We start from the raw sequence: 21,720 nt of genomic DNA, 5'->3' as shown, positions 1-21,720 counted from the left end.
CGCTAAGGCGCAGGCAGGTAGGGCTGGCCTCATTCCGGGCGCAGGTGCGGAAACAGCAATACATCGCGAATGGAAGGCGCATCGGTCAGCAGCATGACCAGCCGATCAATGCCGATACCTTCACCCGCGGTTGGTGGCATGCCGTACTCCAGTGCCCGAATGTAATCCGCATCGTAATGCATGGCCTCTTCATCACCGGCATCTTTCTCTGCGACCTGGGCGCGGAAACGTTCCGCCTGGTCCTCGGCGTCATTCAGTTCCGAAAAGCCATTGGCGATCTCGCGTCCGCCGACGAAAAACTCGAAGCGATCGGTGACGAAGGGGTCGGCATCGCTGCGCCGGGCAAGCGGCGAGACCTCGGTGGGATAAGCGGTGATAAAGGTCGGCTGGTCCAGCCGGTGCTCAACGGTTTTCTCGAAGATCTCGATTTGCACCTTGCCCAGCCCCCAGCTCGGCTTGAGCGGGATACCCAGTTCCTCGGCAATGGCGCGCGCACCATGCTCATCCGCCAGCGCTTCGGCGTGCATACCGGGGTTGTGGCTGAGAATGGCGTCGAACACCGTCATGCGCTGGAAGGGCCGCGAGAAGTCGTACTCCGAGCCCTGGTAGACCACCCGCGTATCACCCAGCACGCTGGCCGTGAGCTGCCGCAGCATGTCCTCGGTGAGGTCCATGGCATCGCGGTAGTCGGCGTAGGCCCAGTAGAACTCGAGCATGGTGAATTCAGGGTTGTGCCGGGTCGACAGCCCTTCATTGCGGAAGTTGCGATTGATTTCATACACCTGCTCGAACCCGCCCACCACCAGGCGCTTGAGGTACAGCTCTGGTGCGATACGCAGGTACATATCCAGGTCCAGCGCATTGTGATGGGTGACGAAGGGCTTGGCCGCGGCACCGCCCGGAATCACCTGCATCATGGGGGTTTCCACCTCCATGAAACCGCGCCCGTCCATGTAGTCGCGGATGAAGCGCACAATGCGCGAACGCAGGGTAAACACGGCGCGGGACTCGGCGTTCACAATCAGGTCCACATAACGCTGACGGTAGCGCAGCTCCTGGTCTGACAGGCCGTGGTATTTGTCCGGCAGCGGGCGCAGGGCCTTGGTCAGCAGGCGCGCGCTGTTCATGTTGATGTACAGGTCGCCCTTGCCCGACTTGTGCACGGGCCCTTCGGCACAGACGATATCCCCCAGGTCCCAGCTCTTGATCTCGGCCAGGGTCGCCTCGTCGAGGCCCTTGCGGTTGAGGTACAGCTGGATCTGGCCGGAGCCATCCTGAATCAGCAGAAACGCGCCGCGGTTGCGAATCAAACGCCCGGCAACAGCGAAGCGCTGGTCGTCCTCTTCGAGCTGCTCCTTGCTGCTCGCGCCGTATTCGCGCTGCAGGTCAGCCGCCCAGCCCGTGCGCCGGAAATCGTTGGGGAAGGCGTTGCGCTGCGTGCGCAGCTGTCGCAGCTTGCCGCGCCGCTCGGCGACCAGCTTGTTCTCCTCGTCCGGGCCGCGCACGGCCTGATCCTGCTCTTTCATAATGGTGTCCTACAGCCCTTTCTTCAATGAGGCTTCGATAAACAGATCGATATCCCCGTCCAGCACAGCCTGGGTATTGCTCGTCTCCACGCCGGTGCGCAAGTCCTTGATACGCGACTGGTCCAGTACGTAGGAGCGGATCTGGCTGCCCCAGCCGATATCGGCCTTGCTGTCTTCGGTGGCCTGCTTGGCCTCGCTGCGCTTGTGCATCTCCAGCTCGTACAGTTTGGCGCGCAACATCTTCATCGCCCGGTCCCGGTTCTGGTGCTGCGAGCGCTCGGTCTGGCAGGACACCACAACACCGCTCGGGTTGTGCGTGATACGGACGGCGGAATCGGTCTTGTTCACGTGCTGACCACCCGCGCCGCTGGAGCGGTAGGTATCGACGCGCAAGTCCGCGGGGTTGATATCGATTTCGATATCGTCATCGATTTCAGGCGCCACGAATACCGACACGAATGACGTGTGCCGCCGGTTGCCGGAATCGAAGGGTGATTTGCGCACCAGACGGTGCACACCGGTTTCCGTGCGCAACCAGCCGAAGGCGTACTCACCCTCAAAATGAATCGTCGCGCTCTTGATGCCGGCCACTTCCCCGGCCGACACTTCGATCAGGTCGGTTTTGAAGCCGCTCGCTTCGCCCCAGCGCAGGTACATGCGCAGCAGTATTTCCGCCCAGTCCTGAGCCTCCGTGCCGCCAGAGCCGGACTGGACATCCAGGTAGGCGTTGTTGGGGTCCATTTCGCCGGAGAACATGCGCCGGAACTCCAGCTGCTCCAACTGTTTAACCAGCGCTTCGATATCGGCACGCACTTCGGCGACCGTTCCCTCGTCATCTTCCACCGCTGCCAGTTCCAGCAGGTCGGCGGCATCACCGGTAGCACCGTCAAGGTGTTCAATGGTGGAGACGATTTTCTCCAGCGCGGCGCGCTCACGGCCCAGCTCCTGCGCGCGCTCAGGCTTGTCCCATACGCTGGGTTCGGCGAGCTCCAGCTCTACTTCGGCGAGACGCTCCTTGCGGGTATCGAAGTCAAAGATACCCCCTCAGCACGGCGGTGCGTGCCTCGATATCCTTGAGGGTCTGTAACAGCGGGTTGATCTCTAACATGGTGAGCGAGTCCTGCGGGAAAAGGCGCGCAGTGTACCGTAGCGAGGAAAAACAGGCTACAGCGCCTCCAGCTGCTCGATCATGAGCTGCAAGGTACGCCGCCCGCGGAAGGCGTTTACATCCAGCCGGAAAGCGGCATGCACCCATTCCCTGCTCTCGTCCGGCCACAGGTCCAGGTCCACGTTGAAGGCGATGGCGTCGAATACGTCGCTCGACCCCGGCCGGCCAAGCACCAGCTTGAGGTGTTTACCCCCCACCAGCCGTTGCTGCACGATACGGAACCGGCCATCGAACAGCGGTTCCGGAAAGTGCTGCCCCCAGGGCCCACCCAGGCGCAGGGTTTCAGCGAGCGAAAGATCAAACTCCGCCGCGTCGAGTTCGCCATCGGACTCCAACACCGCCTCCAGGTCGAGGTCGCGCCCGTGTCGCTCAACTTCCGCCACGAAAGCCGCCGCGAAAGCGGCATAGTGAGCCCGTGGCAAGGTGAGGCCGGCGGCCATGGCGTGGCCGCCAAAGCGGGTGAGCAGTCCCGGATGGCGCGTTGCGATGGCATCCAGGACATCGCGTACATGTATGCCCTGAATCGACCGCGCGGACCCCTTCAGGTCGTCGCTACCGGCGCCGGCGTCGGCAAACACCACAGTCGGCCGGTGCAGGCGCTCCTTCACTCGCGAGGCGAGAATCCCAATCACACCCTGGTGCCAGCCGGGTTCATAAAGCGTAATGCCCGCCGGCACATCGCCCTCATGGGACATAGGCCCCAGGCCCTCCAACAGTGCCAGCGCTTCCTCCTGCATGCCCTGTTCTATGCTGCGGCGCTCTTCATTCAAGCGCTGCAAGCGGCCCGCATAGTCATTGGCAACCGCTCGACCGGGCGCCAGCAGGCATTCGATGCCGATAGACATGTCATCCAGCCGTCCGGCGGCATTGAGACGCGGCCCCACCGTGAAACCCAGGTCTGAGGCCACGGCATTGCCGGGGTCGCGGCCGGCCACCTCCAGCAGGGCGAGAACGCCCGGACGCGCCTGGCCGCGTCGAATACGCTGCAACCCCGCGGCCACCAGAATACGGTTGTTGCGATCCAGTGGCACCACATCGGCCACGGTGCCCAGCGCCACCAGGTCCAGATACTCGGCCAGGTTCGGTTCGGGCAGCGCCTGTTGTTGAAACCAGCCGCGACGGCGCAGCTCGGCGCGCAGCGCCAGCATGACGTAGAAGATCACGCCAACGCCGGCCAGTGCCTTGCTGGCGAAGCTACAACCCGGCTGGTTCGGATTGACGATGACCTCTGCGGCCGGCAGCTCGCTGCCTGCCAGGTGATGATCGGTGACCAGCGTGGCAATACCCAGCGCGCGCGCCGCCAGCACGCCGTCAATGCTGGCAATGCCATTGTCCACGGTGATGATCAGGTCCGGCTGTCGGTCCGCCGCGAGCGCTACGATTTCGGGAGTGAGGCCGTAACCGTACTCGAAACGGTTGGGTACCAGATAGTCAACATGCGCGGCACCGAGCGCGCGCAACGCGCCGAGTGCCAGTGCCGTGCTGGTTGCGCCGTCAGCGTCGAAATCACCGATGACCAGTAGTCGCCGTCCGGTGGCGAGCGCGTCGGCCAGCAGGTGCGCTGCCGCGTCGGCTCCCGTCAGCGTGTCCGGTGGCAGCAGCTCCCGCAGGGACATCTGCAACTCGGCAGATTGCCTGACGCCGCGGTTGGCGTACACCCGCGCCAACAGCGGCGACAATTCACCCGAGGAGAGCAGCGGCACCGCTTCCGGCGCGCGGCGAACAACCCGTCGAATCATCCGGTGGGCGCTCAGGCGCCGAGGTTGTTCGCCATGAAGGCCTGCACGGCGGCCAGGTCGCAGGGCAGCACTTCAAAGCGCTCTGTGCGGTCAAACAGGTCAGAGAGATGCAACGGCAAAGGTGGTTCACAACCCACCACCGCGCGCTGAATCGCCTGTGGGAACTTGGCCGGGTGCGCAGTGGCGAGAGTCACCACCGGAATGCCGTCACCGATGCCCGAGGCCAGCGCTGCCTTCACCCCGATCGCGCTGTGCGGGTCGAGCAGATACTCGGAATCCTGCCACACGGCGGCAATTTGCGCACAGGTTTCCTCGTCGGGCACACGATAGCTGGAAAACAGGGCGCGGGCGCGCTGCATCGCGGTATCCGAGAAATGTATATCGCCGCGATCGAAGTCTCGCATCATGGCAGCCACGGTAGCGCCATCACGGTCGTACAAATCAAACAGCAGGCGTTCGAAATTGCTGGATACGGTGATATCCATACTTGGCGACAGGGTGTGCTCCAGCGACTGCCGGCCGTAGGTGGCGGTGGTCATCACCCGGTGCAGCACGTCGTTGCGGTTGGTGGCGATGATCAGCTGCGCAACAGGCAGGCCCATCTGGTGGGCCAGGTAGCCGGCAAAAATATCACCGAAGTTGCCCGTCGGCACCGAAAACGCCACGGGCCGCGCCGGACCGCCCAAGGCAACCGCTGCATAGAAGTAATACACGATCTGCGCCATGATGCGCGCCCAGTTGATCGAGTTGACGGCCACCAGGTGGCGGTCTTCCGGCAGGAAAATGCGGTCACCGAAACTGGCCTTGACCATGGCCTGGCAGTCATCGAAGTTGCCCTGCACGGCGATGTTGTGAATGTTGTCACCCACCACCGTGGTCATCTGCCGCCGCTGCACTTCGGATACGCGGTCGTGCGGGTGCAGGATGAAAATGTCGATATTCTTGCAGCGTTTGCAGCCTTCGATAGCCGCGGAACCGGTGTCTCCGGAGGTTGCCCCCATGATCACCACTTTTTGGTGGCGACGTTCCAGCACGTAGTCCAGCAGGCGCCCCAGCAGCTGCAGCGCGAAGTCCTTGAAAGCCAGCGTGGGCCCGTGGAACAGTTCCAGCACCCATTGATTGTGGCCAATCTGCACCAGCGGGGCGACTGCACCATGGCGAAACACCGCGTAGGTATCGGCGATAATCTCGCGCAGATCCTCGCGTGTAATGCAGTCACCCACGAACGGTTCGATGATGCGCTGCGCCAGCTGCGGATAGTCCATGCCCGCCATGGCGGCGATCTCGTCGCGGCTGAACCTCGGCAGTGTTGCCGGCACGTACAGGCCGCCATCAGAGGCCAGACCGGTCAGCAGGACCTCTTCGAAGTTCAGGGCGGGGGCCTGGCCCCGGGTGCTGATGTATTGCATGTTCGCTCCTGTTAGCCGTCCAGCGGCTCGACCCGGATCCTGACCACCTGACCGGTGATCGTGTCCAGCGCCTCGATTTCTGCCACGGCCGCGTCCACGCGGCCCTGTGCCGCGCGATTGGTCAGCACGATCAGCGGGACCGTCGCCTGCCCCGCCGCCGGCGCCTTCTGGATCAGGGCCTCGATGCTTATACCGTGGTCGCTGAAGATGGTCGCGATGCGCGACAACACGCCGGTGCGGTCCTCCGCCTCCATACGCAGGTACCAGGGTGTTTCCACTTCGGCCATCGGCACAATCGGCAGATCGCGCAGCGTTTCATTGGAGAACGACAGGGACGGTACCCGACTCACCTGGCCGGCGCTGAGGTCGCGCGCCAGATCCACCAGATCCGCCACGACTGCCGACGCGGTGGGTTTGCCGCCCGCACCCGCACCATAATAGAGCGTGGGGCCGACCGCGCTGCCCTCGACCAACACGGCGTTTTTGACACCATTGACGTTGGCCAGCAGACGGTCTTCGGGAATCAGCGTGGGGTGCACGCGTAACTCCACCCCGCTCGGCCCCTGTTTGGCAATACCCAGGTGCTTCACCCGATACCCCAGCTCTTCGGCGTAATCCAGATCCTGGGGCGTGAGGCGCGTAATGCCCTCGGTGTACACGGACGCAAACTGCAGCGGGATGCCGAAGGCAATGGAGGCAAGAATCACCAGTTTGTGCGCGGCATCAATGCCCTCCACATCGAAGGTAGGGTCTGCCTCGGCGTAACCCAGGGCCTGCGCCTCCGCCAGCACATCGGAAAACTCCCGACGGTGCTCGCGCATCTCGCTGAGAATGAAGTTGCCCGTACCGTTGATGATGCCTGCCAGCCACTCGATATGGTTGCCCGCCAGGCCCTCGCGCAGCGCCTTGATGATAGGGATACCACCGGCAACCGCGGCTTCATAGCGCACTGCAACGTTGTGCTCCGCCGCCAGCGCAAACAGCGCATTGCCGTGTTCGGCGATGAGCGCCTTGTTGGCCGTTACCACGTGCTTGCCGGCGCGGATGGCCGCTTCCACCAGCTCACGGGCAACCGTCGTGCCGCCGATCAATTCCACCAGCACGTCAACGTCCGGGTCGGCCACAACATCGAAAATGTCCCGGCTGACTCGCACACTGCCGGTATCGCAGGCAGGATTGTCGCGCCGCGCACCAATGTGCACAACGGCCAGAGGCGCCTGCGCGCGCGCAGCGATCGCCTCGGCGTTTTCCTGCAGCAGGTTGAAGGTGCCGCCGCCTACTGTACCCAGGCCGCAGATTCCGATTCTCACGGGTTGCACTGGAGTTCCCCCTGTTCCTTCATGATGCATCGTCACACCGTTCCCACGTGGCCATCGGCGCGAAACATGCGCTTGATATTACGCAGGGCCTGACGCGTGCGGTGTTCATTTTCAATCAGGCCAAAACGTACGTAGCCCTCACCGTATTCACCAAAACCGACGCCCGGCGACACCGCCACCTGCGCCTCCTGCAACAGCTTCTTGCTGAATTCCAGCGACCCCATAGCCTGATAGAAGTCAGGAATGCGTGCCCAGACAAACATGGTCGCCCGGGGCGGCGTGACCGGCCAACCCAGTGCATTGAGGCCGCTGCACAGCACATCACGGCGCGCTTTATACATGGCAGTGATTTCCTGCACACAGGTCTGGTCACCCTCCAGCGCCGCAATCGCCGCCACCTGGATGGGCGTGAACATCCCATAGTCGAGGTAGGACTTCATGCGCCCCAGCGCACCGACCAACTGCTTGTTGCCGCAGCAGAAGCCCACCCGCCAACCCGGCATGTTGTAACTCTTGGACATACTGAAGAATTCCACCGCCACTTCTCGTGCGCCCTCTACCTGCAGAATCGACGGCGCGACGTAGCCGTCGTAGCAGAGATCGGCGTAGGCGAGGTCCTGCACCACCCAGATCTGGTGTTCACGGGCAACAGCGATAACACGCTCAAAAAACTCCAGCTCCACCACCTGCCCGGTAGGGTTGGAGGGAAAACTCAGCACCAGCATCTTGGGCCGTGGCCAGCTGTTGCGGATGGCGTTCTCCAGCTCGTCGAAGAAACTGTTTTCGTCGCCCATCGGCACGTGGCGGATATCCGCGCCCGAGATCACGAAACCGTAGGGGTGGATGGGATAAGCTGGATTCGGCACCAGAATCGCATCGCCCGGGCCCGTGGTGGCGAGCGCCAGGTGTGCCAGGCCCTCTTTGGACCCCAGGGTAACAATCGCCTCGGTGCTCGGGTCCAGCGTCACGTCGTAGCGGCGCTGATACCAGTCGCAGATAGCCTTGCGCAGGCGCGGTATGCCCTTGGACTGGGAATAGCGGTGGGTGTCGCCGCGGCGCGCTGTTTCTACCAGCTTGTCGACGATGTGCGAAGGCGTTGGCTGATCGGGATTGCCCATACCGAAATCAATGATGTCTTCACCTGCCGCACGCGCCTGCTGCTTCAGTTCACCGATAATGTTGAACACATAGGGGGGCAAGCGCTGAATGCGCTGAAACTGGTCTTCCACTGCACAGGGACTCGGTTGGGCAGCCCATTACGGGCTGCAAACTAAAAAGGTGGCAAACAGTACTGAGTACACCCGTGGCTGTCAACGGAGGGAGCCGGCTAAACACGCCGGCTGCGCGCTATTGCAGGCCGAGCGTACCCATCAGCTCGTCCGCCGGCTGGTAACCGGGAATCATCTGGCCGCTGGCCGTGATAATGGCCGGCGTACCGCGCACGCCCATCGACTGGCCGAGCTGGTACTGGTCAGCCACAGGTGAACCCTGACACACGTTCTCGGTGACTGACTCGCCGTTTTTCAGACGCGTGAGGGCATCGGCGCGGTCGTTTGCACACCACGCCGTTGCCAGCTTGCGATACCCCTCGGAGGCCAGCCCGGAACGCGGGTAGGCGAGGTAGCGCACCTCCACGCCGCGCTTGTTCAGTTCCGGCACTTCGCGGTGCAGCTTCTGGCAGTAGAAACAAGTGACATCGGTGAACACCGTGATATGGGACCGCGTTTCCCCCTTGGCCGGGAATATGATCATGTCGGCGGGCGAGAGCGTTGCGAGCCGCTCGGCGCGTTCGCCATCACGGCGCTTTTCCGCGAGGTTCACATAACCCGCAGGCCCCACCGTGAACAGGTCGCCCACAATAAAGAACTGACCCGTACGGTTGGCGTAAACCAGCGGACCGTCGACCAGCTGTACCGCGTACATGCCCTCGATTTCACTGGGTTCAATCGTCGCCACCTTGAGCCCATCGGCCGGGCTTTCCAGCATCTGGCGCAGGGAGTCCGCTACGTCCGCAGGCACGGGGTCGGCAGCTCTGGCGGACACAACAGCACCCGCAAACAGGCAGGCCAGCAGAACAGTTAGGACTCGGTTGATCATGAACATTCCTCGGTTACGGGCGGCCTCTGCCGCCGGAGTTCGTGGTGCCGCGGCAGTTTGGAACACACCGCTTATGACAAGTTCCACACGGCTTGTTCACCCGCGCGGGTGATGCCGGGCGTGCAGTTCCTGCATGCGCTGCCGGGCGACGTGGGTGTAAATCTGGGTTGTGGTCAGGTCGCTGTGCCCCAGCAACATCTGCACCACACGCAGGTCTGCGCCGTGGTTCAGCAGGTGCGTGGCAAACGCGTGACGCAGCGTGTGCGGCGATAGCGGTTTACTGATCCCGGCACGCCGCGCGTAGATTTTAATACGATACCAGAAGGCTTGGCGAGTCATCATACTGCCGCGACGGCTGGGAAACACGGCCTCGCTGGGCACACCCCTGAGCAGTTCCTGCCGCGGGCCCACCAGAAAACGCTGTAACCAGCTCAACGCTTCCTCCCCCATGGGTACCAGCCGCTCCTTGCTGCCCTTGCCAAATACCCGTAGCACGCCCTGGTTCAGGCTGATCTGCACCAGCTGTAACCCGGTCAGCTCCGACACCCGCAAACCGCAGGCATAAAGCAGCTCCAGCATGGCGCGGTCGCGAAACTCCAGGGCATCACCGGTATCCGGCGCCGCCAACAGGCGCTCCACATCCTGTTCCGACAACGACTTGGGCAACGGGCGCCCCAGCTGCGGACTGTCGATATCCAGTGTCGGGTCCGCGTCGAGGCGCCCTTCGCGCAGCAGGTAGCGATAGAATCCGCGCGCGCAGGACATGAAACGCGCTGTCGACCGCGGTGATTGCCCCTTGCCGAGGCGTGCGGCGAGGTAGGCCTGCAAGTCGACGCGATCGGCTTCGAGGAGCCTCGCCTTGCGGCCCGCAAGCCACTGCTGATAGTGCCCGAGGTCACGGCGGTAGGCGTCCAGGGTATTGCCACTCAGGCCTTTCTCCAACCACAGCGCATCGAGGTATTGCTCAATGGCTGGGTCGAGTGAATCAGGCTGGGCACGCATGGGCCGCTAGCCTAGCACCGTTTGCCACGGCACAGAACTGCCGGATACGCAGGCACAAAAAAAGCGGCCAGGTGGGCCGCTTTCGCTGCTGCTTGCACGCCTTATTTGGCTGTCAGCTTTTCCTTGATACGAGCCGCTTTACCGGACAGTTCGCGCAGGTAGTACAGCTTGGCCTGACGCACGTCACCGCGACGCTTGACGGTCACACTGTCCACCAGGGGGCTGTAAGCCTGGAAGGTACGCTCGACGCCCACACCGTGGGAGATCTTGCGCACGGTGAAGGCAGAGTTCAGGCCGCGGCTGCGCTTGGCGATGCACACGCCCTCGAACGCCTGCAGACGCTCGCGGTTGCCTTCCTTCACTTTTACCTGCACCACCACCGTGTCACCGGGGCTGAACTCGGGCAGATCTTTTTGCATCTGTTCAGCGTCAAGCTGAGAGATAATCTTGTTGGTGCTCATGGTGCGCTCCTGTCATTTACCGTGCGTAGCTTCACAGCTAGCGAATCAACTCAAATCCCGTTCCTGGCAGTACAGTGCCAGCAATTCCTGTTCCTCGGCCGTCAGGGCCCTGCCCTCGAGCAGATCCGGGCGCCGCTCCAGCGTGCGACCCAGCGCCTGCTTGAGACGCCAGCGACGAATCCGTTCGTGATCGCCGCTCAACAAAACCTCCGGTACCGCCTGCTCCCGGTAGTTCTCCGGGCGGGTGTAATGCGGGCAATCCAGCAGTCCGTCGGCGAAGGAATCCTCCTGCGCCGACAGCGCGTGGCCCAACACACCCGGCAACTGCCGGATCACCGCGTCCATGACTACCATGGCCGCCAGCTCGCCACCGGAGAGCACGTAATCGCCGATGGATAACTCCTCGTCGACCTCGCGCTCAATCAGGCGCTCGTCAACGCCTTCATAGCGCCCCGCAATCAACACCAGGGCGGACTCCCGCGCCAGGCTGACCGCCTTGCGATGATCAAACCTGCGCCCCTGGGGAGACAGATAAATCACCCGCGCTGGCTGCTTCGCCTGCGCCCTGGCAGCGCGAATCGCCTGCTCGAGAGGCGCCACTTTCATCACCATGCCGGGGCCGCCGCCAAACGGGCGATCGTCCACCGTGCGGTGGCGGTCTTCGGTGAAGTCCCTGGGGTTGCTGTGGCTCAGGCCCACCAGCCCCTGCTGCACCGCGCGCCCGGTGATACCGTGCTCGCTGACCGCGTTGAACATCTCCGGAAACAGGCTCACCAAAGCAATATGCATGTGTGCCACCCGCCTCCTGTGAACAGCTCCTAATCTTCCGGGAACCAGTCCACCTCGATCCGTCCCGACTCCTCGTCCACCTGCCGCACCGTAGTGCCGGGCAGCCAGGGAATGAGCCGTTCCCGCTGGTCGATACTGCCCTCACAGGGCTTCACCACCAGCACATCGTTTGCTCCGGTCTCGATCAGGTAGTCGACTGCGCCGAGCAACACCTGTCCGTTATCCGTATGACACCACACCTGCAAACCCTGCAGCTGGTGCCAGTAGTAATCGCCATCTTCGAGCTCGGGCAACGCGTTGCTGGCTACGCTCACCTCCAACCCCTGGAAGCTCTCGGCAAGATCGCGATCATCAACACCGCGAATATGAGCCACCAGCCCCTTGCCCTGCCTGCGCCCGCCATCGAACTCGATGGTTTCATACGCGCCGCGCCGCTGCACCTTGAACCCGCTGAACTCGAGGAAATTCTCCATCGGCTCAGTGTATGAGTGAATCCGTACCCAGCCCTTGATGCCATAACAGCCGGTTATACGGCCGATGACCAGGCGCTCAGCGGCCTCACTCATGCCCGGCGACGCTGGCTCAGGCCGCTGCTGCTGCGCCCGCTTCCTTGACCAGCTTGGCCACGCGCTCGGACAGCTGCGCACCCTGGCTCTGCCAGAACGCCACACGCTCGGCGTCGACATTGAGACGCACTTCCTGACCACGGGCGACCGGGTTGAAGAAGCCCACGCGCTCGATGAAACGACCGTCGCGTGACTTGCGGCTGTCGGTCACCGTCAGATGATAGAAAGGGCGCTTCTTGGCACCACCACGAGAAAGACGAATTGTTACCATATTCCGTAATTTCCTGAAAATGAGTCGGGATCTGCGGCTAACCTGCCGCCTCATCCACGACAAACACCGGCACTACGGCCGCAAAGGTGGCGTATCATACGGAACTTCGGCAGGTTTTGAAAGCCCCGCACAGCGGAATTTTTCAAGGATTCTGCGGGCTTACCGGAAGGGGAAGCCGCCCCCACCGCCGCCGCCCGGCGGCATCATGCCACCGAGGCCGCGCATCATGCGCTCCATGCCGCCACCCTTCATCTTTTTCATCATTTTCTGCATTTGCTTGTGCTGCTTGAGCAGGCGATTGAGGTCCTGCACCTGGGTGCCCGAACCCAGGCAGATGCGGCGCTTGCGCGAACCCGCAATCAGGTCCGGGTTGCGCCGCTCCTTCACCGTCATGGAGTTGATCATGGCCTCCATGCGCGCAAACATCTTCATGTCGAGGTTCTGCTGCGCCATCTGGGCCATGTTGCCCATACCCGGCAATTTGTCGAGCATGCCGGTGATGCCGCCCATGTTGTTCATCTGCTGCAGCTGATCGCGGAAATCTTCCAGGTCGAAACGACCGCCCTTCTTCACCTTGCGCGCGAGCCGCTCGGCTTTCTGCTTGTCGACCTTCTGCTCCGCCTCCTCGATCAGCGAGAGCACATCGCCCATGCCGAGAATACGCGATGCCAACCGGTCCGGGTGGAAGGGGTCCAACGCCTGGGTTTTCTCACCCACCCCCAGGAACTTGATCGGCTTGCCGGTGATGGTGCGCACCGACAGCGCGGCGCCACCACGGGTGTCTGCATCGACTTTGGTCAGAATCACGCCCGTGAGTGGCAGCGCCTCGCCAAACGCCTTCGCCGTGTTGGCCGCATCCTGCCCGGTCATGGCGTCGACCACGAACAGGGTTTCCACCGGCTGCGTTACCCTGTGCAGTTCAGCGATCTCGGCCATCATGGCCTCGTCGACCGCCAGGCGGCCCGCGGTATCCACAATCAGCACATCGCTGAAACGGATGCGGGCATGCTCCATGGCGGCGCGAGCGATGTCCACCGGCGCCTGCTGAGCCTCGCTGGGAAAGAAGTCGACACCGACCTCCGCCGCCAGGGTCTCCAGCTGCTTGATCGCCGCCGGGCGATACACGTCGGCGCTCACCACGGTGACCGATTTCTTGTCGCGCTCCTTGAGCAGACGCGCCAGCTTGGCGACCGAAGTGGTCTTGCCCGCCCCCTGCAGGCCGGCCATCAGAATGATTGCCGGCGGCTGCGTGGCGAGGTTCAGCCCTTCGTTGGCGGTGCCCATCACCGCTTCCAGCTCTGCCTGCACGATGCGCAGGAACGCCTGGCCCGGACTCAGGCTCTTGCTGACCTCCTGCCCCAGCGCGCGTTGCTTCACCGCCTCAACAAAATCCTTGACCACGGGCAGCGCAACGTCAGCTTCCAGCAGCGCCATGCGCACTTCGCGCAGCGTTTCCTGAATGTTGTCCTCGGTCAGGCGCGCCTTGCCAGTAATGGCGCGCAAACTCTGGGACAGGCGATCGGACAGACTCTCGAACATCAGCGGAACTCTCGGCAGCAAGCGGCCACTATTGCCAATGGCCGGACAAATCGGTACAAAGGAGCGCAGTATACGCCACCCGGGTCCAAGCCCCAACCATGCCACTGCCACTGCTCGCCATTGCTGCCGCGCTGCTCTACCTGGCAGCCGCGGGGCTGCACCTGATGCACATCCTGCAGCGCAAGCCGCGCCTCAGCACCTCGGTCATCGCGCTGGGCGCCATTGCGCTGGTCTGCCACGCCCTGGTGGCGTGGTCGAGCATTTTCGACGAGCACAGCGTGCACCTGGGCCTCTACCGCATCCTCGCGCTGATCTCGTTTGTCATCAACCTTGCCTGCATCTCCTGGCTGGTGCGCTGGCCGCTGCAGAATCTGCTGATTGTGCTGCTGCCCCTGTCCGCCTCCACAGTGCTGATTTCGGCCTTTGCACCGCAGACCGGCAGCACACCCGAGGCACTCGGCCACGGCCTGCTGCTGCATATTGCGTCCTCCATTCTGGCCTATGCGGTGCTGACCCTCGCCGCGGTGCAGGCCGTACTGGTCGCGATACAGGACCGGCAACTGAAACAGCACCGCGCCACCGGCATCGTCAGTTTCCTGCCACCGCTGCAACTCATGGAAACCATGCTTTTTGAGCTGGTGTGGATGGGGGTTGTACTACTCACCGTGGCCATTGCCACCGGTTTCCTCTTCGTCGACGATTTCTTTGCCCAGCACCTGGTGCACAAAACCGTGCTGACGCTGGTCGCCTGGGTCATCTACTCCACGCTTCTCTGGGGCCGCTACCAACTCGGCTGGCGCAGCCAGACCGCAGCGCGCTTCACCATTGGCGGCTTCCTGCTGCTGATGCTGGCTTTTCTCGGCTCCAAACTGGTTCTGGAACTGCTCCTGCAACGCGGATAATCCCCGTGCCGGCTCAATGAACCACAGGGGTTGCCCCGAACTGTCTTTTTCTTCAAGATGATCAGTCCGCTCACGCCAAAGGTTCGCCCCCGCTTTGAACGAAGCCCCGCTGGGTCTCCTGTCCTCCATTCTGGTTGTTCTCATTCTTTTGTCTGGTTTCTTTTCCAGCTCGGAAACCGGCATGATGTCCCTCAACCGTTACCGGCTGAAGCACCTCAGGAAACAGAGGCATCGCGGCGCGCGTCGTGCCAGCAAATTGCTGGAACGACCTGATCGCCTGATCGGCCTGATCCTGATCGGCAACAATCTGGTCAACATCCTTGCCTCGGCTATCGCCACGGTTATCGCCATACGCCTGTGGGGCGACGCCGGCATCGCCATCGCCACCATCTGCCTGACCCTGGTGATACTGGTGTTCGCCGAAATCACGCCCAAGACCATCGCCGCGCTCTACCCGGAACGCGTCGCCTTCCCTGCCAGCGTCATTCTGCTGCCCCTGATGAAGGCCATGTACCCGGTAGTGTGGCTGGTGAACGGTGTGACCAATGGCCTGCTGCGCCTGCTCGGAGTCGACGCGGGGGCCGCCAAAGAAGAGCATGTGTCCTCCGAGGAATTGCGTACCATCGTCACCGAGGCGGGTGCGCTGATTCCGCCGCGCCACCGCGGCATGCTGCTGAACATTCTCGATCTGGAGGAGGTCTCGGTCGATGATGTGATGGTGCCGCGCAATGACGTCTACGGCATCGACCTCGACGACAGCGACGACGAGATCCTGCGTTGCCTGCAGGCCTCCACGCACACCCGCCTCCCCGTATGGCGCGACGACATCAACAATATTGTCGGCGTGCTGCACCTGCGCAACCTCAGCCGGGTGATCGACAAGCACGGTCTGGACCGGGGTGCCCTGGAGCGGGAAATGGACGACTCCTACTTCATCCCCGAAAGTACGCCCCTGCACACGCAATTGCTGCACTTCCAGAAGAACAAGCTGCGCCTGGCGATTGTGGTGGACGAATACGGCGAAGTGATGGGCATTGTCGCCCTGGAAGATATTCTCGAAGAGATCGTCGGCGAATTCACATCGCGCATGAGCGACACCGGGGACAGCATTTTCGCCCAACGCGACGGCAGCTATATCATTGCGGGCAACGCCAACCTGCGCGACGTCAACAAGGCGCTGGACTGGGACCTGCCCACCGACGGACCCAAGACCCTGAGTGGTCTGATTCTGGAATACCTGGAGTCATTCCCTGCCGGCAACGCCTGTCTGGCGATCGCCGGTTACCGGCTGGAGATTCTGGAGTTGCAGGGCAACGTGGTGCAGTCGGTGCTCGCTTCAGCCGTTGACGCCAAAGGCAAAACCCGACATTGACTGACTAGCGCAACTGCGGCTTATCGTCCGCCAGACGCCGGTCTGCAGCGCGCAGCAGCATGTCGCGCTTCTGCTGCGGGCTGGCCATGAACCAGTCGGTAATTTCATCGGCGCTGCGATAGCAGCCCAGGCAAATGTCGTTCTCATCCAGCAAACAGACCGAAATGCAGGGCGACGCGGGTTCGTCCTGCGCCATCACGCCTGCTCCTGCAGGCCGCGCAGGAAACGCGCCGCATTCTGCACATAATGTTCGGCATTGAGGCCCACCGCCGCCTGCTCGTCGGCGGAAAACTGCCGTTTCACTTTCGCCGGCGCACCCAGTACCAAGCTGCCATCCGGTATTTCCATACCTTCCGTTACCAGCGCTCCCGCGCCTATCAGGCAGTTCCGCCCCACTTTCGCCCCGTTGAGCACGATAGCACCGATACCCACCAGCGCCCCATCGCCGATCGTGCAACCGTGCAGCATGGCCTTGTGGCCAACGGTAACGTTGGCGCCGACGACCGTCGGGAATCCCGGGTCCGCGTGTAGCACGGCGCCGTCCTGAATGTTGCTGCCGGCGCCCACTTCAATGCGCTCCGCGTCACCGCGCAGCACACAGCTAAACCACACACTGCTGTTCTCGTGCAGGGTGACATCACCAATAACGGCCGCATTGGGCGCAATAAAGTGCCCGGCGCCTACCAGCGTTACCGACTGCCCATCGAGGCTGTACTTCATTCCAAATTCTCCTTGAATGCCGACACATCCAGCTCTGCCTGCAGGCCCAGGTTGACCAGTAGCAACAGTGCGCGGGCCGATGTGCCCCATACCGTATCATGCGGCAGGCGAAAATGTGGCACCGGCAATGCCTGACCGCTGGTGGGTTCGTTCATATAGCGTACGTGCCAGCCTGCAGGGTTGGTAAAACAATCCAGCCGCGGCAATATCAGCTCGGCAACTTCACCGGGGTCCGCGCGCAGTGTCAGCGAGGCAGGAATTATCGCCACACAGGGATGAATGGTATAACCGCTGCGCGTGAGCAGGGGCGGCAACTCCCCCAGAGGGCACACCGCTTCCGGCGGGCACGCCACCTCCTCGAAGGCCTCGCGCAGGGCGGTATCCCAGGGGCCGGCATCGTGCACTTCCCGCTTGCCACCGGGAAAAGCGATTTCACCCGGGTGCAGAGGCAAATGCAGGGCGCGCCTGCCCAGCAGCACACGGGGATTCTCCTCGTCGGTCAGCGCCACCAGCACGCCCGCCTGACGCCCACTGCCGGCCCAGGGCGCGCGCAGCATGGGCAAGGCCTGCCGCAACCGCTCAAACAGCTGCGCGGACGTGCTCACGAACTAAACACCCTCGGCCTGCCCCGCGTAAAAGTCAGCTGCAAACTCCGCCAGCCGGCCCTGCTCAATTGCGGCGCGAATGCCGGCCATGTGGTTCTGGTAATACCGCAAATTGTGCAGGGTGTTGAGCTGCGAGCCGAGTATCTCATTGCACTTGTCGAGGTGGTGCAGGTAGGCGCGGGAAAAGTTCTGGCAGGTGTAGCAATCGCAGTGCTCATCCAGCGGCAAGGTGCTGGTTTTGTGCCGCGCATTGCGCAGCTTGAGCACACCCCGGGAGGTGAAAATGAAACCGTTGCGTGCGTTGCGGGTGGGCATCACGCAGTCAAACATGTCCACGCCGCGTAGCACGCCCTGCAGCAAGTCGGAGGGTGTGCCCACACCCATGAGGTACCGCGGTTTATGCGCCGGCAGGCTGTACTGCAGGGCCTCAAGCACCGCGATCATATCCTCCTTGGGTTCCCCGACCGAAAGCCCGCCGATGGCGTAACCGTCGAAACCGATGGCCTCCAGCCCGGCCAGGGATTCGGCGCGCAGGCTCTCGTACATCCCCCCCTGAACAATGCCGAACAGGGCAGCTGCGCTAGCGCCATGTGCGGCGCGGCTGCGCTGCGCCCAGCGTAAGGAGAGCTCCATGGACGCACGCGCCTCCGCCTCCGTTGCCGGATACGGTGTGCACTCGTCAAAGATCATCACAATATCGGAACCCAGCTTGCGCTGGATGGCCATCGAGGTTTCCGGATCGAGAAACACTTTGGATCCGTCCACCGGCGACTGAAAACGCACCCCCTGCTCGGAAATCTTGCGCATGGCGCCCAGACTGAACACCTGGAAGCCGCCTGAATCCGTGAGGATGGGCCCATTCCAGCCCATGAAGTCGTGCAGGTCACCGTGCTGCTCAATGATGTCGGTGCCCGGCCGCAGCCAGAGGTGAAACGTGTTGCCCAGAATGATCTCGGCGCCCACCGCGTGAATATCGCGCGGCAGCATGCCCTTGACGGTACCGTAAGTGCCCACCGGCATGAATGCCGGTGTTTCCACGGTGCCACGCGGGAAGGTGAGACGCCCGCGGCGCGCTGCGCCATCGGTGCCCAGCTGTTCAAACTGCATATGGCACTCGCGGCTCATCGTGGCCCCACGGCATCGGGCTGAGGCGTCAGGAACATGGCATCCCCGTAACTGAAAAACCGGTAGCGCTGCTCAATCGCCTCGCGGTAGGCGGCGAGAATCGCCTCGCGGCCGGAAAAAGCGCTGACCAGCATCAACAGCGTCGACTCCGGCAAATGAAAGTTGGTGATCATGGCGTCAACGACCTGAAAGCGGTAACCGGGATAAATGAAGATTTGGGTGTCGCCGGTTTGCGGTGCCACCCGGCCGTGACCGCAGGCGGCAGACTCCAGCGAACGTACCGCTGTTGTGCCCACCGCCACCACGCGGCCGCCGCGGGCGCGGGTCGCCTCCACCGCAGCGCACAAGTCGGCATCCACTTCCAGGTACTCGGCGTGCATGTGATGGTCGCGGATGTTGTCGACTCTTACCGGCTGAAACGTGCCGGCCCCCACATGCAGCGTGACCGTGCCGCGCTCGATACCCGCGGCGTCAAGCTGCTCAAGCAGAGCCTGCGTAAAGTGCAGGCCCGCCGTGGGCGCGGCAACGGCACCGGCGCGCTCCGCGTAAACTGTCTGATAGCGCTCCTGGTCGGCGACCTCATCGGCCCTCTCTATATAGGGCGGCAAGGGCATATGGCCGATATCTGCCAGTATGGCGTGCAGCGGAACGCCCGGCGGCGATAACAGCTTGAACAGAGCCCCGTCCCGTCCGGTTACCGTAAGCTGCAGTGGGCCGGGGGCCTCACCGGGCTGGGCGGAAAGGTGGATCACCCCCCCGGGCCTGGGCGACTTGCTGCTGCGAATATGGGCCAGCGCCGTATGCTCACCGGTAACACGCTCGATGAGTATTTCCACCCGGCCTCCGGTAGCTTTCTGCCCCCAGAGCCGCGCCGGAATCACCCGCGTATTATTGAATACCAGCAGGTCACCGGGCTGCAGGCAGCCGGGCACATCCGTAAACGCCAGGTGACGCGTGGCCCCGGAAGCGCCGTCAAGCGCCAGCAAGCGGCTCGCGCTGCGGTCCTGCAGCGGATACTGGGCGATCAGCTCCGGTGGCAGTGCGTAGTGGAATTCGTCAAGTTGCATCGAAAAAAAAGCCGGCCTCAAGCCGGCTCCCTGCTCCGAGTGGACGCTCAGGCTTCGGCATCGCCTTCCGCCGCGGGTGCGTCTGCCTCGGCAGTCGCTTCCTCGGTCGCTTCTTCGGTTGCTTCCTCTGCGGGTGCTTCCACCGGCTTCGGTGCCGGCGCTTTCACCAGGCCTTCAGCAGACAGAATCCGCACTTTTTCCTCGCCGTTGACCGGCTTGCGGTTGGCATCTTTCACTGCGTAGCGCTCGTCACCACGCTGGAAAATGCTGTACTCGTCCGTCTTCTTGACCAATTTCATTGCCATGCTCTTTTCTCCTTCGATACTCAGAATGTCGGCCCCGGAGGCGCCACCCATGCCCGCGCGTCAATCCGCACAAGCCGGGCGAAGTCTACCCGCAAACCGCCTGAAGGTTAAGGAAAATCATTGCAGGAACAGCGCGGGTTGCTATAATCGCGCCCTCTCCACGGGCTGCCCTGCGGCACCCGCACTCTCTGCCGGAGTGGTGAAATTGGTAGACACAGGGGATTCAAAATTCTCAAGCGATTTTGTATCCCAAGGGAAAATAGTAAAATCTAAGCAGTGCCAGAGTGGTGAAATTGGTAGACACAGGAGATTCAAAATCTCCCGCCAGCAATGGTGTGCCGGTTCGAGTCCGGCCTCTGGTACCATCCCCCCCTTACATAAACGCAACGGATTATTTTATACCCCACAACCTAGATAGAAATTCTGGGATACAACTGGGATACAAATCTGAGTAATGTGAAGAAATCTAAAGCATGCCTTCTAATAAACATTTCAAGCTACACCACACCTATTACCAAAGCTAAAGACTATAGCTTTCTACCCTCTCGAAATATCTCAGTATGTCCATGAGCAATTGACCAGCTTCTTTAGGTTCTACTAACCTTACATCCGTGACCCCGCTCAACAGGGTCAGAACCTGCCAAACTGGGGAAAAACCAACAACCCTTTAGGGACACCCTCCCCTCTACTAGCCGGCAAAAAGGTGAAATGCTGGCACTGGCCATTTTACCGTATCTCTCCCGACACCGCCTAAAGAGATTTCAGTCCTTTCGATGAGTCTGCCGAAGCCCTTAGGGCGTGTCCCGGGAGCTCATTGCGCACCAATGATACTATCGTGCCCTCGAAAAACAGCAGGAACAGCTTTAAATGCGCGAACAACTGGAGCGATATCAGGTCTGGATTTATCTGGTTGCCATCCTGGTCGGCATGGCCATCGGCTGGATGTCACCAGAGCAGACCCGTCATTGGGAAGTGTTGCTTTGGCCGGCCCTAGGTGTTCTTCTGTATACCACTTTCACTCAGGTACCACTGATACATCTCAGGTCGGCATTTCGTGATCGCCGCTTTCTGGCCGCTTTGCTGACGGGCAATTTTATCCTGATACCGGTGGTCGTTGGTCTTCTGTTGTGGCTGATACCGGATGATCCCGCTATTCGTCTCGGCGTGCTGCTGGTACTGCTGATTGTGCAGCTCATTTTGCTACCCGTTTATATCTGGCTTTTCATGGGCAATATCGCCATTGAGCTGGCGGTCGGCAGCCACTTGCTGCCAGCCTTCTTCGGATTGATTGTCACCCCACTGATCCTGGCCTGGTTAACCGAACAGTTGACGGAAAAGCACCCGCGCGCGCAAACACTGGTGGACTGGCTTGGGTGGCTGCCCGTGCCGTTGCTGGCACTGGTGGTGTTTCTGATTGCCGGCTCCCAGGTCAGCCTGGTGATCGACAGTGGCGCCCTGCTGTGGTCGGCGCTTGTGGTTTTTGTGCTTTACCTGATTGCCGCCGCCATTATCGGCAAGGGGCTCAGTGAGCTATTCGGGTTCACGCCCACTATCGGCCGTACCCTCACCTTCAGCTTTGGTACCCGCAACTCCTTCGTCATGCTGCCGCTGGCGCTGTCACTGCCGGAGCCCTGGCGTGCCGCCATCGTTGTCATCGTCTTCCAATCCCTGGTCGAGTTGTTCGGCATGGTCGCATATCTGCGCTGGCTGCCGCGCCTGATCAGGAATGCCGACTGAG

22 protein-coding genes and 1 tRNA gene are annotated in these 21,720 nt (G+C 62.1%); 4 read left to right on the top strand and 19 right to left on the bottom strand.

Annotated elements, in window-relative coordinates; translation table 11 throughout:
- Positions 1-29 precede the first annotated feature (29 nt).
- The 13 genes from lysS to ffh form a co-directional block, all read right to left on the bottom strand.
- On the bottom strand, positions 30-1,526 hold the full coding sequence (lysS, locus tag G533_RS0102940; protein WP_027948683.1) for a lysine--tRNA ligase: 1,497 nt from the start codon (positions 1,524-1,526) through the stop codon (positions 30-32).
- 9 nt (positions 1,527-1,535) lie between these two features.
- A protein-coding gene (gene prfB, locus G533_RS0102935; RefSeq protein ID WP_144079771.1) for a peptide chain release factor 2 occupies positions 1,536-2,634 on the bottom strand; the annotation gives its coding sequence in 2 pieces (ribosomal slippage) (positions 1,536-2,558 and positions 2,560-2,634; 1,098 coding nt in all).
- A gap of 56 nt (positions 2,635-2,690) precedes the next feature.
- Positions 2,691-4,433: a single-stranded-DNA-specific exonuclease RecJ gene (recJ, locus tag G533_RS0102925; protein WP_035526229.1), complete on the bottom strand. Its 1,743-nt coding sequence runs from the start codon at positions 4,431-4,433 to the stop codon at positions 2,691-2,693.
- Positions 4,434-4,444: 11 nt separating this feature from the next.
- The gene (thrC, locus tag G533_RS0102920) at positions 4,445-5,842 is read right to left on the bottom strand and encodes a threonine synthase (protein WP_027948679.1); all 1,398 of its coding nucleotides are present in this window, start codon (positions 5,840-5,842) and stop codon (positions 4,445-4,447) included.
- Positions 5,843-5,853: 11 nt separating this feature from the next.
- On the bottom strand, positions 5,854-7,161 hold the full coding sequence (locus G533_RS0102915) for a homoserine dehydrogenase (RefSeq protein WP_027948678.1): 1,308 nt from the start codon (positions 7,159-7,161) through the stop codon (positions 5,854-5,856).
- Between the two features lie 32 nt (positions 7,162-7,193).
- Positions 7,194-8,390 (bottom strand): alanine transaminase, encoded by a 1,197-nt coding sequence (gene alaC, locus G533_RS0102910; RefSeq protein ID WP_027948677.1) that lies wholly within the window; start codon positions 8,388-8,390, stop codon positions 7,194-7,196.
- A 118-nt stretch (positions 8,391-8,508) separates the two neighbouring features.
- Positions 8,509-9,258 carry a DsbC family protein gene (locus G533_RS0102905; RefSeq protein ID WP_144079770.1) on the bottom strand — a complete coding sequence of 250 codons (750 nt, stop codon included), beginning with the start codon at positions 9,256-9,258 and terminating at the stop codon, positions 8,509-8,511.
- A gap of 96 nt (positions 9,259-9,354) precedes the next feature.
- Entirely contained in the window at positions 9,355-10,260 is a 906-nt protein-coding gene (gene xerD / locus G533_RS0102900; RefSeq protein ID WP_027948675.1) for a site-specific tyrosine recombinase XerD, read from the bottom strand.
- Between the two features lie 101 nt (positions 10,261-10,361).
- Positions 10,362-10,721, bottom strand: coding sequence for a 50S ribosomal protein L19 (gene rplS, locus G533_RS0102895; protein ID WP_027948674.1), 360 nt, complete (start codon positions 10,719-10,721; stop codon positions 10,362-10,364).
- Between the two features lie 45 nt (positions 10,722-10,766).
- Positions 10,767-11,510 (bottom strand): tRNA (guanosine(37)-N1)-methyltransferase TrmD, encoded by a 744-nt coding sequence (gene trmD / locus G533_RS0102890; RefSeq protein ID WP_144079769.1) that lies wholly within the window; start codon positions 11,508-11,510, stop codon positions 10,767-10,769.
- A 29-nt stretch (positions 11,511-11,539) separates the two neighbouring features.
- Positions 11,540-12,076, bottom strand: a complete 537-nt coding sequence (rimM, locus tag G533_RS0102885) for a ribosome maturation factor RimM (RefSeq protein WP_027948672.1) — start codon at positions 12,074-12,076, stop codon at positions 11,540-11,542.
- 16 nt (positions 12,077-12,092) lie between these two features.
- A complete protein-coding gene (gene rpsP, locus G533_RS0102880; protein ID WP_027948671.1) occupies positions 12,093-12,347 on the bottom strand; it encodes a 30S ribosomal protein S16 in 255 nt (84 codons plus the stop codon).
- 159 nt (positions 12,348-12,506) lie between these two features.
- On the bottom strand, positions 12,507-13,886 hold the full coding sequence (ffh, locus tag G533_RS0102875) for a signal recognition particle protein (RefSeq protein WP_027948670.1): 1,380 nt from the start codon (positions 13,884-13,886) through the stop codon (positions 12,507-12,509).
- A 98-nt stretch (positions 13,887-13,984) separates the two neighbouring features.
- On the opposite strand from ffh, the gene G533_RS0102870 reads away from it, so the two are divergent.
- Together G533_RS0102870 and G533_RS0102865 are read left to right on the top strand one after the other, a co-directional pair.
- The gene (locus G533_RS0102870) at positions 13,985-14,788 is read left to right on the top strand and encodes a cytochrome C assembly family protein (protein ID WP_035526227.1); all 804 of its coding nucleotides are present in this window, start codon (positions 13,985-13,987) and stop codon (positions 14,786-14,788) included.
- Between the two features lie 94 nt (positions 14,789-14,882).
- Positions 14,883-16,160 (top strand): HlyC/CorC family transporter, encoded by a 1,278-nt coding sequence (locus tag G533_RS0102865; protein ID WP_027948668.1) that lies wholly within the window; start codon positions 14,883-14,885, stop codon positions 16,158-16,160.
- A 4-nt stretch (positions 16,161-16,164) separates the two neighbouring features.
- Here the strand turns inward: G533_RS0102865 and G533_RS0102860 are convergent, their stop codons facing one another.
- The 6 genes from G533_RS0102860 to G533_RS0102835 are packed head-to-tail and all read right to left on the bottom strand — an operon-like array spanning position 16,165 to position 19,982.
- The gene (locus tag G533_RS0102860; RefSeq protein ID WP_027948667.1) at positions 16,165-16,356 is read right to left on the bottom strand and encodes a DUF1289 domain-containing protein; all 192 of its coding nucleotides are present in this window, start codon (positions 16,354-16,356) and stop codon (positions 16,165-16,167) included.
- Complete coding sequence (locus tag G533_RS0102855; protein ID WP_027948666.1) at positions 16,356-16,880, bottom strand: gamma carbonic anhydrase family protein; 525 nt, start codon at positions 16,878-16,880, stop codon at positions 16,356-16,358. Before G533_RS0102855 ends, G533_RS0102860 begins: the two co-directional genes overlap by 1 nt.
- Positions 16,877-17,485, bottom strand: a complete 609-nt coding sequence (locus G533_RS20245) for an NUDIX hydrolase (RefSeq protein ID WP_051229911.1) — start codon at positions 17,483-17,485, stop codon at positions 16,877-16,879. Before G533_RS20245 ends, G533_RS0102855 begins: the two co-directional genes overlap by 4 nt.
- Before the next feature lie 3 nt (positions 17,486-17,488).
- Positions 17,489-18,592 (bottom strand): tRNA guanosine(34) transglycosylase Tgt, encoded by a 1,104-nt coding sequence (gene tgt / locus G533_RS0102845; RefSeq protein WP_027948665.1) that lies wholly within the window; start codon positions 18,590-18,592, stop codon positions 17,489-17,491.
- 14 nt (positions 18,593-18,606) lie between these two features.
- Positions 18,607-19,677 carry a tRNA preQ1(34) S-adenosylmethionine ribosyltransferase-isomerase QueA gene (gene queA / locus G533_RS0102840; protein WP_027948664.1) on the bottom strand — a complete coding sequence of 357 codons (1,071 nt, stop codon included), beginning with the start codon at positions 19,675-19,677 and terminating at the stop codon, positions 18,607-18,609.
- 47 nt (positions 19,678-19,724) lie between these two features.
- On the bottom strand, positions 19,725-19,982 hold the full coding sequence (locus tag G533_RS0102835) for a hypothetical protein (RefSeq protein ID WP_027948663.1): 258 nt from the start codon (positions 19,980-19,982) through the stop codon (positions 19,725-19,727).
- A gap of 278 nt (positions 19,983-20,260) precedes the next feature.
- Here G533_RS0102835 and G533_RS0102830 point away from each other — a divergent pair.
- Positions 20,261-20,347 (top strand) — tRNA-Leu (locus tag G533_RS0102830).
- Positions 20,348-20,849: 502 nt separating this feature from the next.
- The gene (locus G533_RS0102825; protein ID WP_027948662.1) at positions 20,850-21,719 is read left to right on the top strand and encodes a bile acid:sodium symporter; all 870 of its coding nucleotides are present in this window, start codon (positions 20,850-20,852) and stop codon (positions 21,717-21,719) included.
- Position 21,720: the final 1 nt, after the last annotated feature.

Source organism: Haliea salexigens DSM 19537, from assembly GCF_000423125.1.
Taxonomy (GTDB): Bacteria; Pseudomonadota; Gammaproteobacteria; order Pseudomonadales; family Halieaceae; genus Haliea; species Haliea salexigens.
This window is presented reverse-complemented; position numbering and strand designations above follow the sequence as displayed.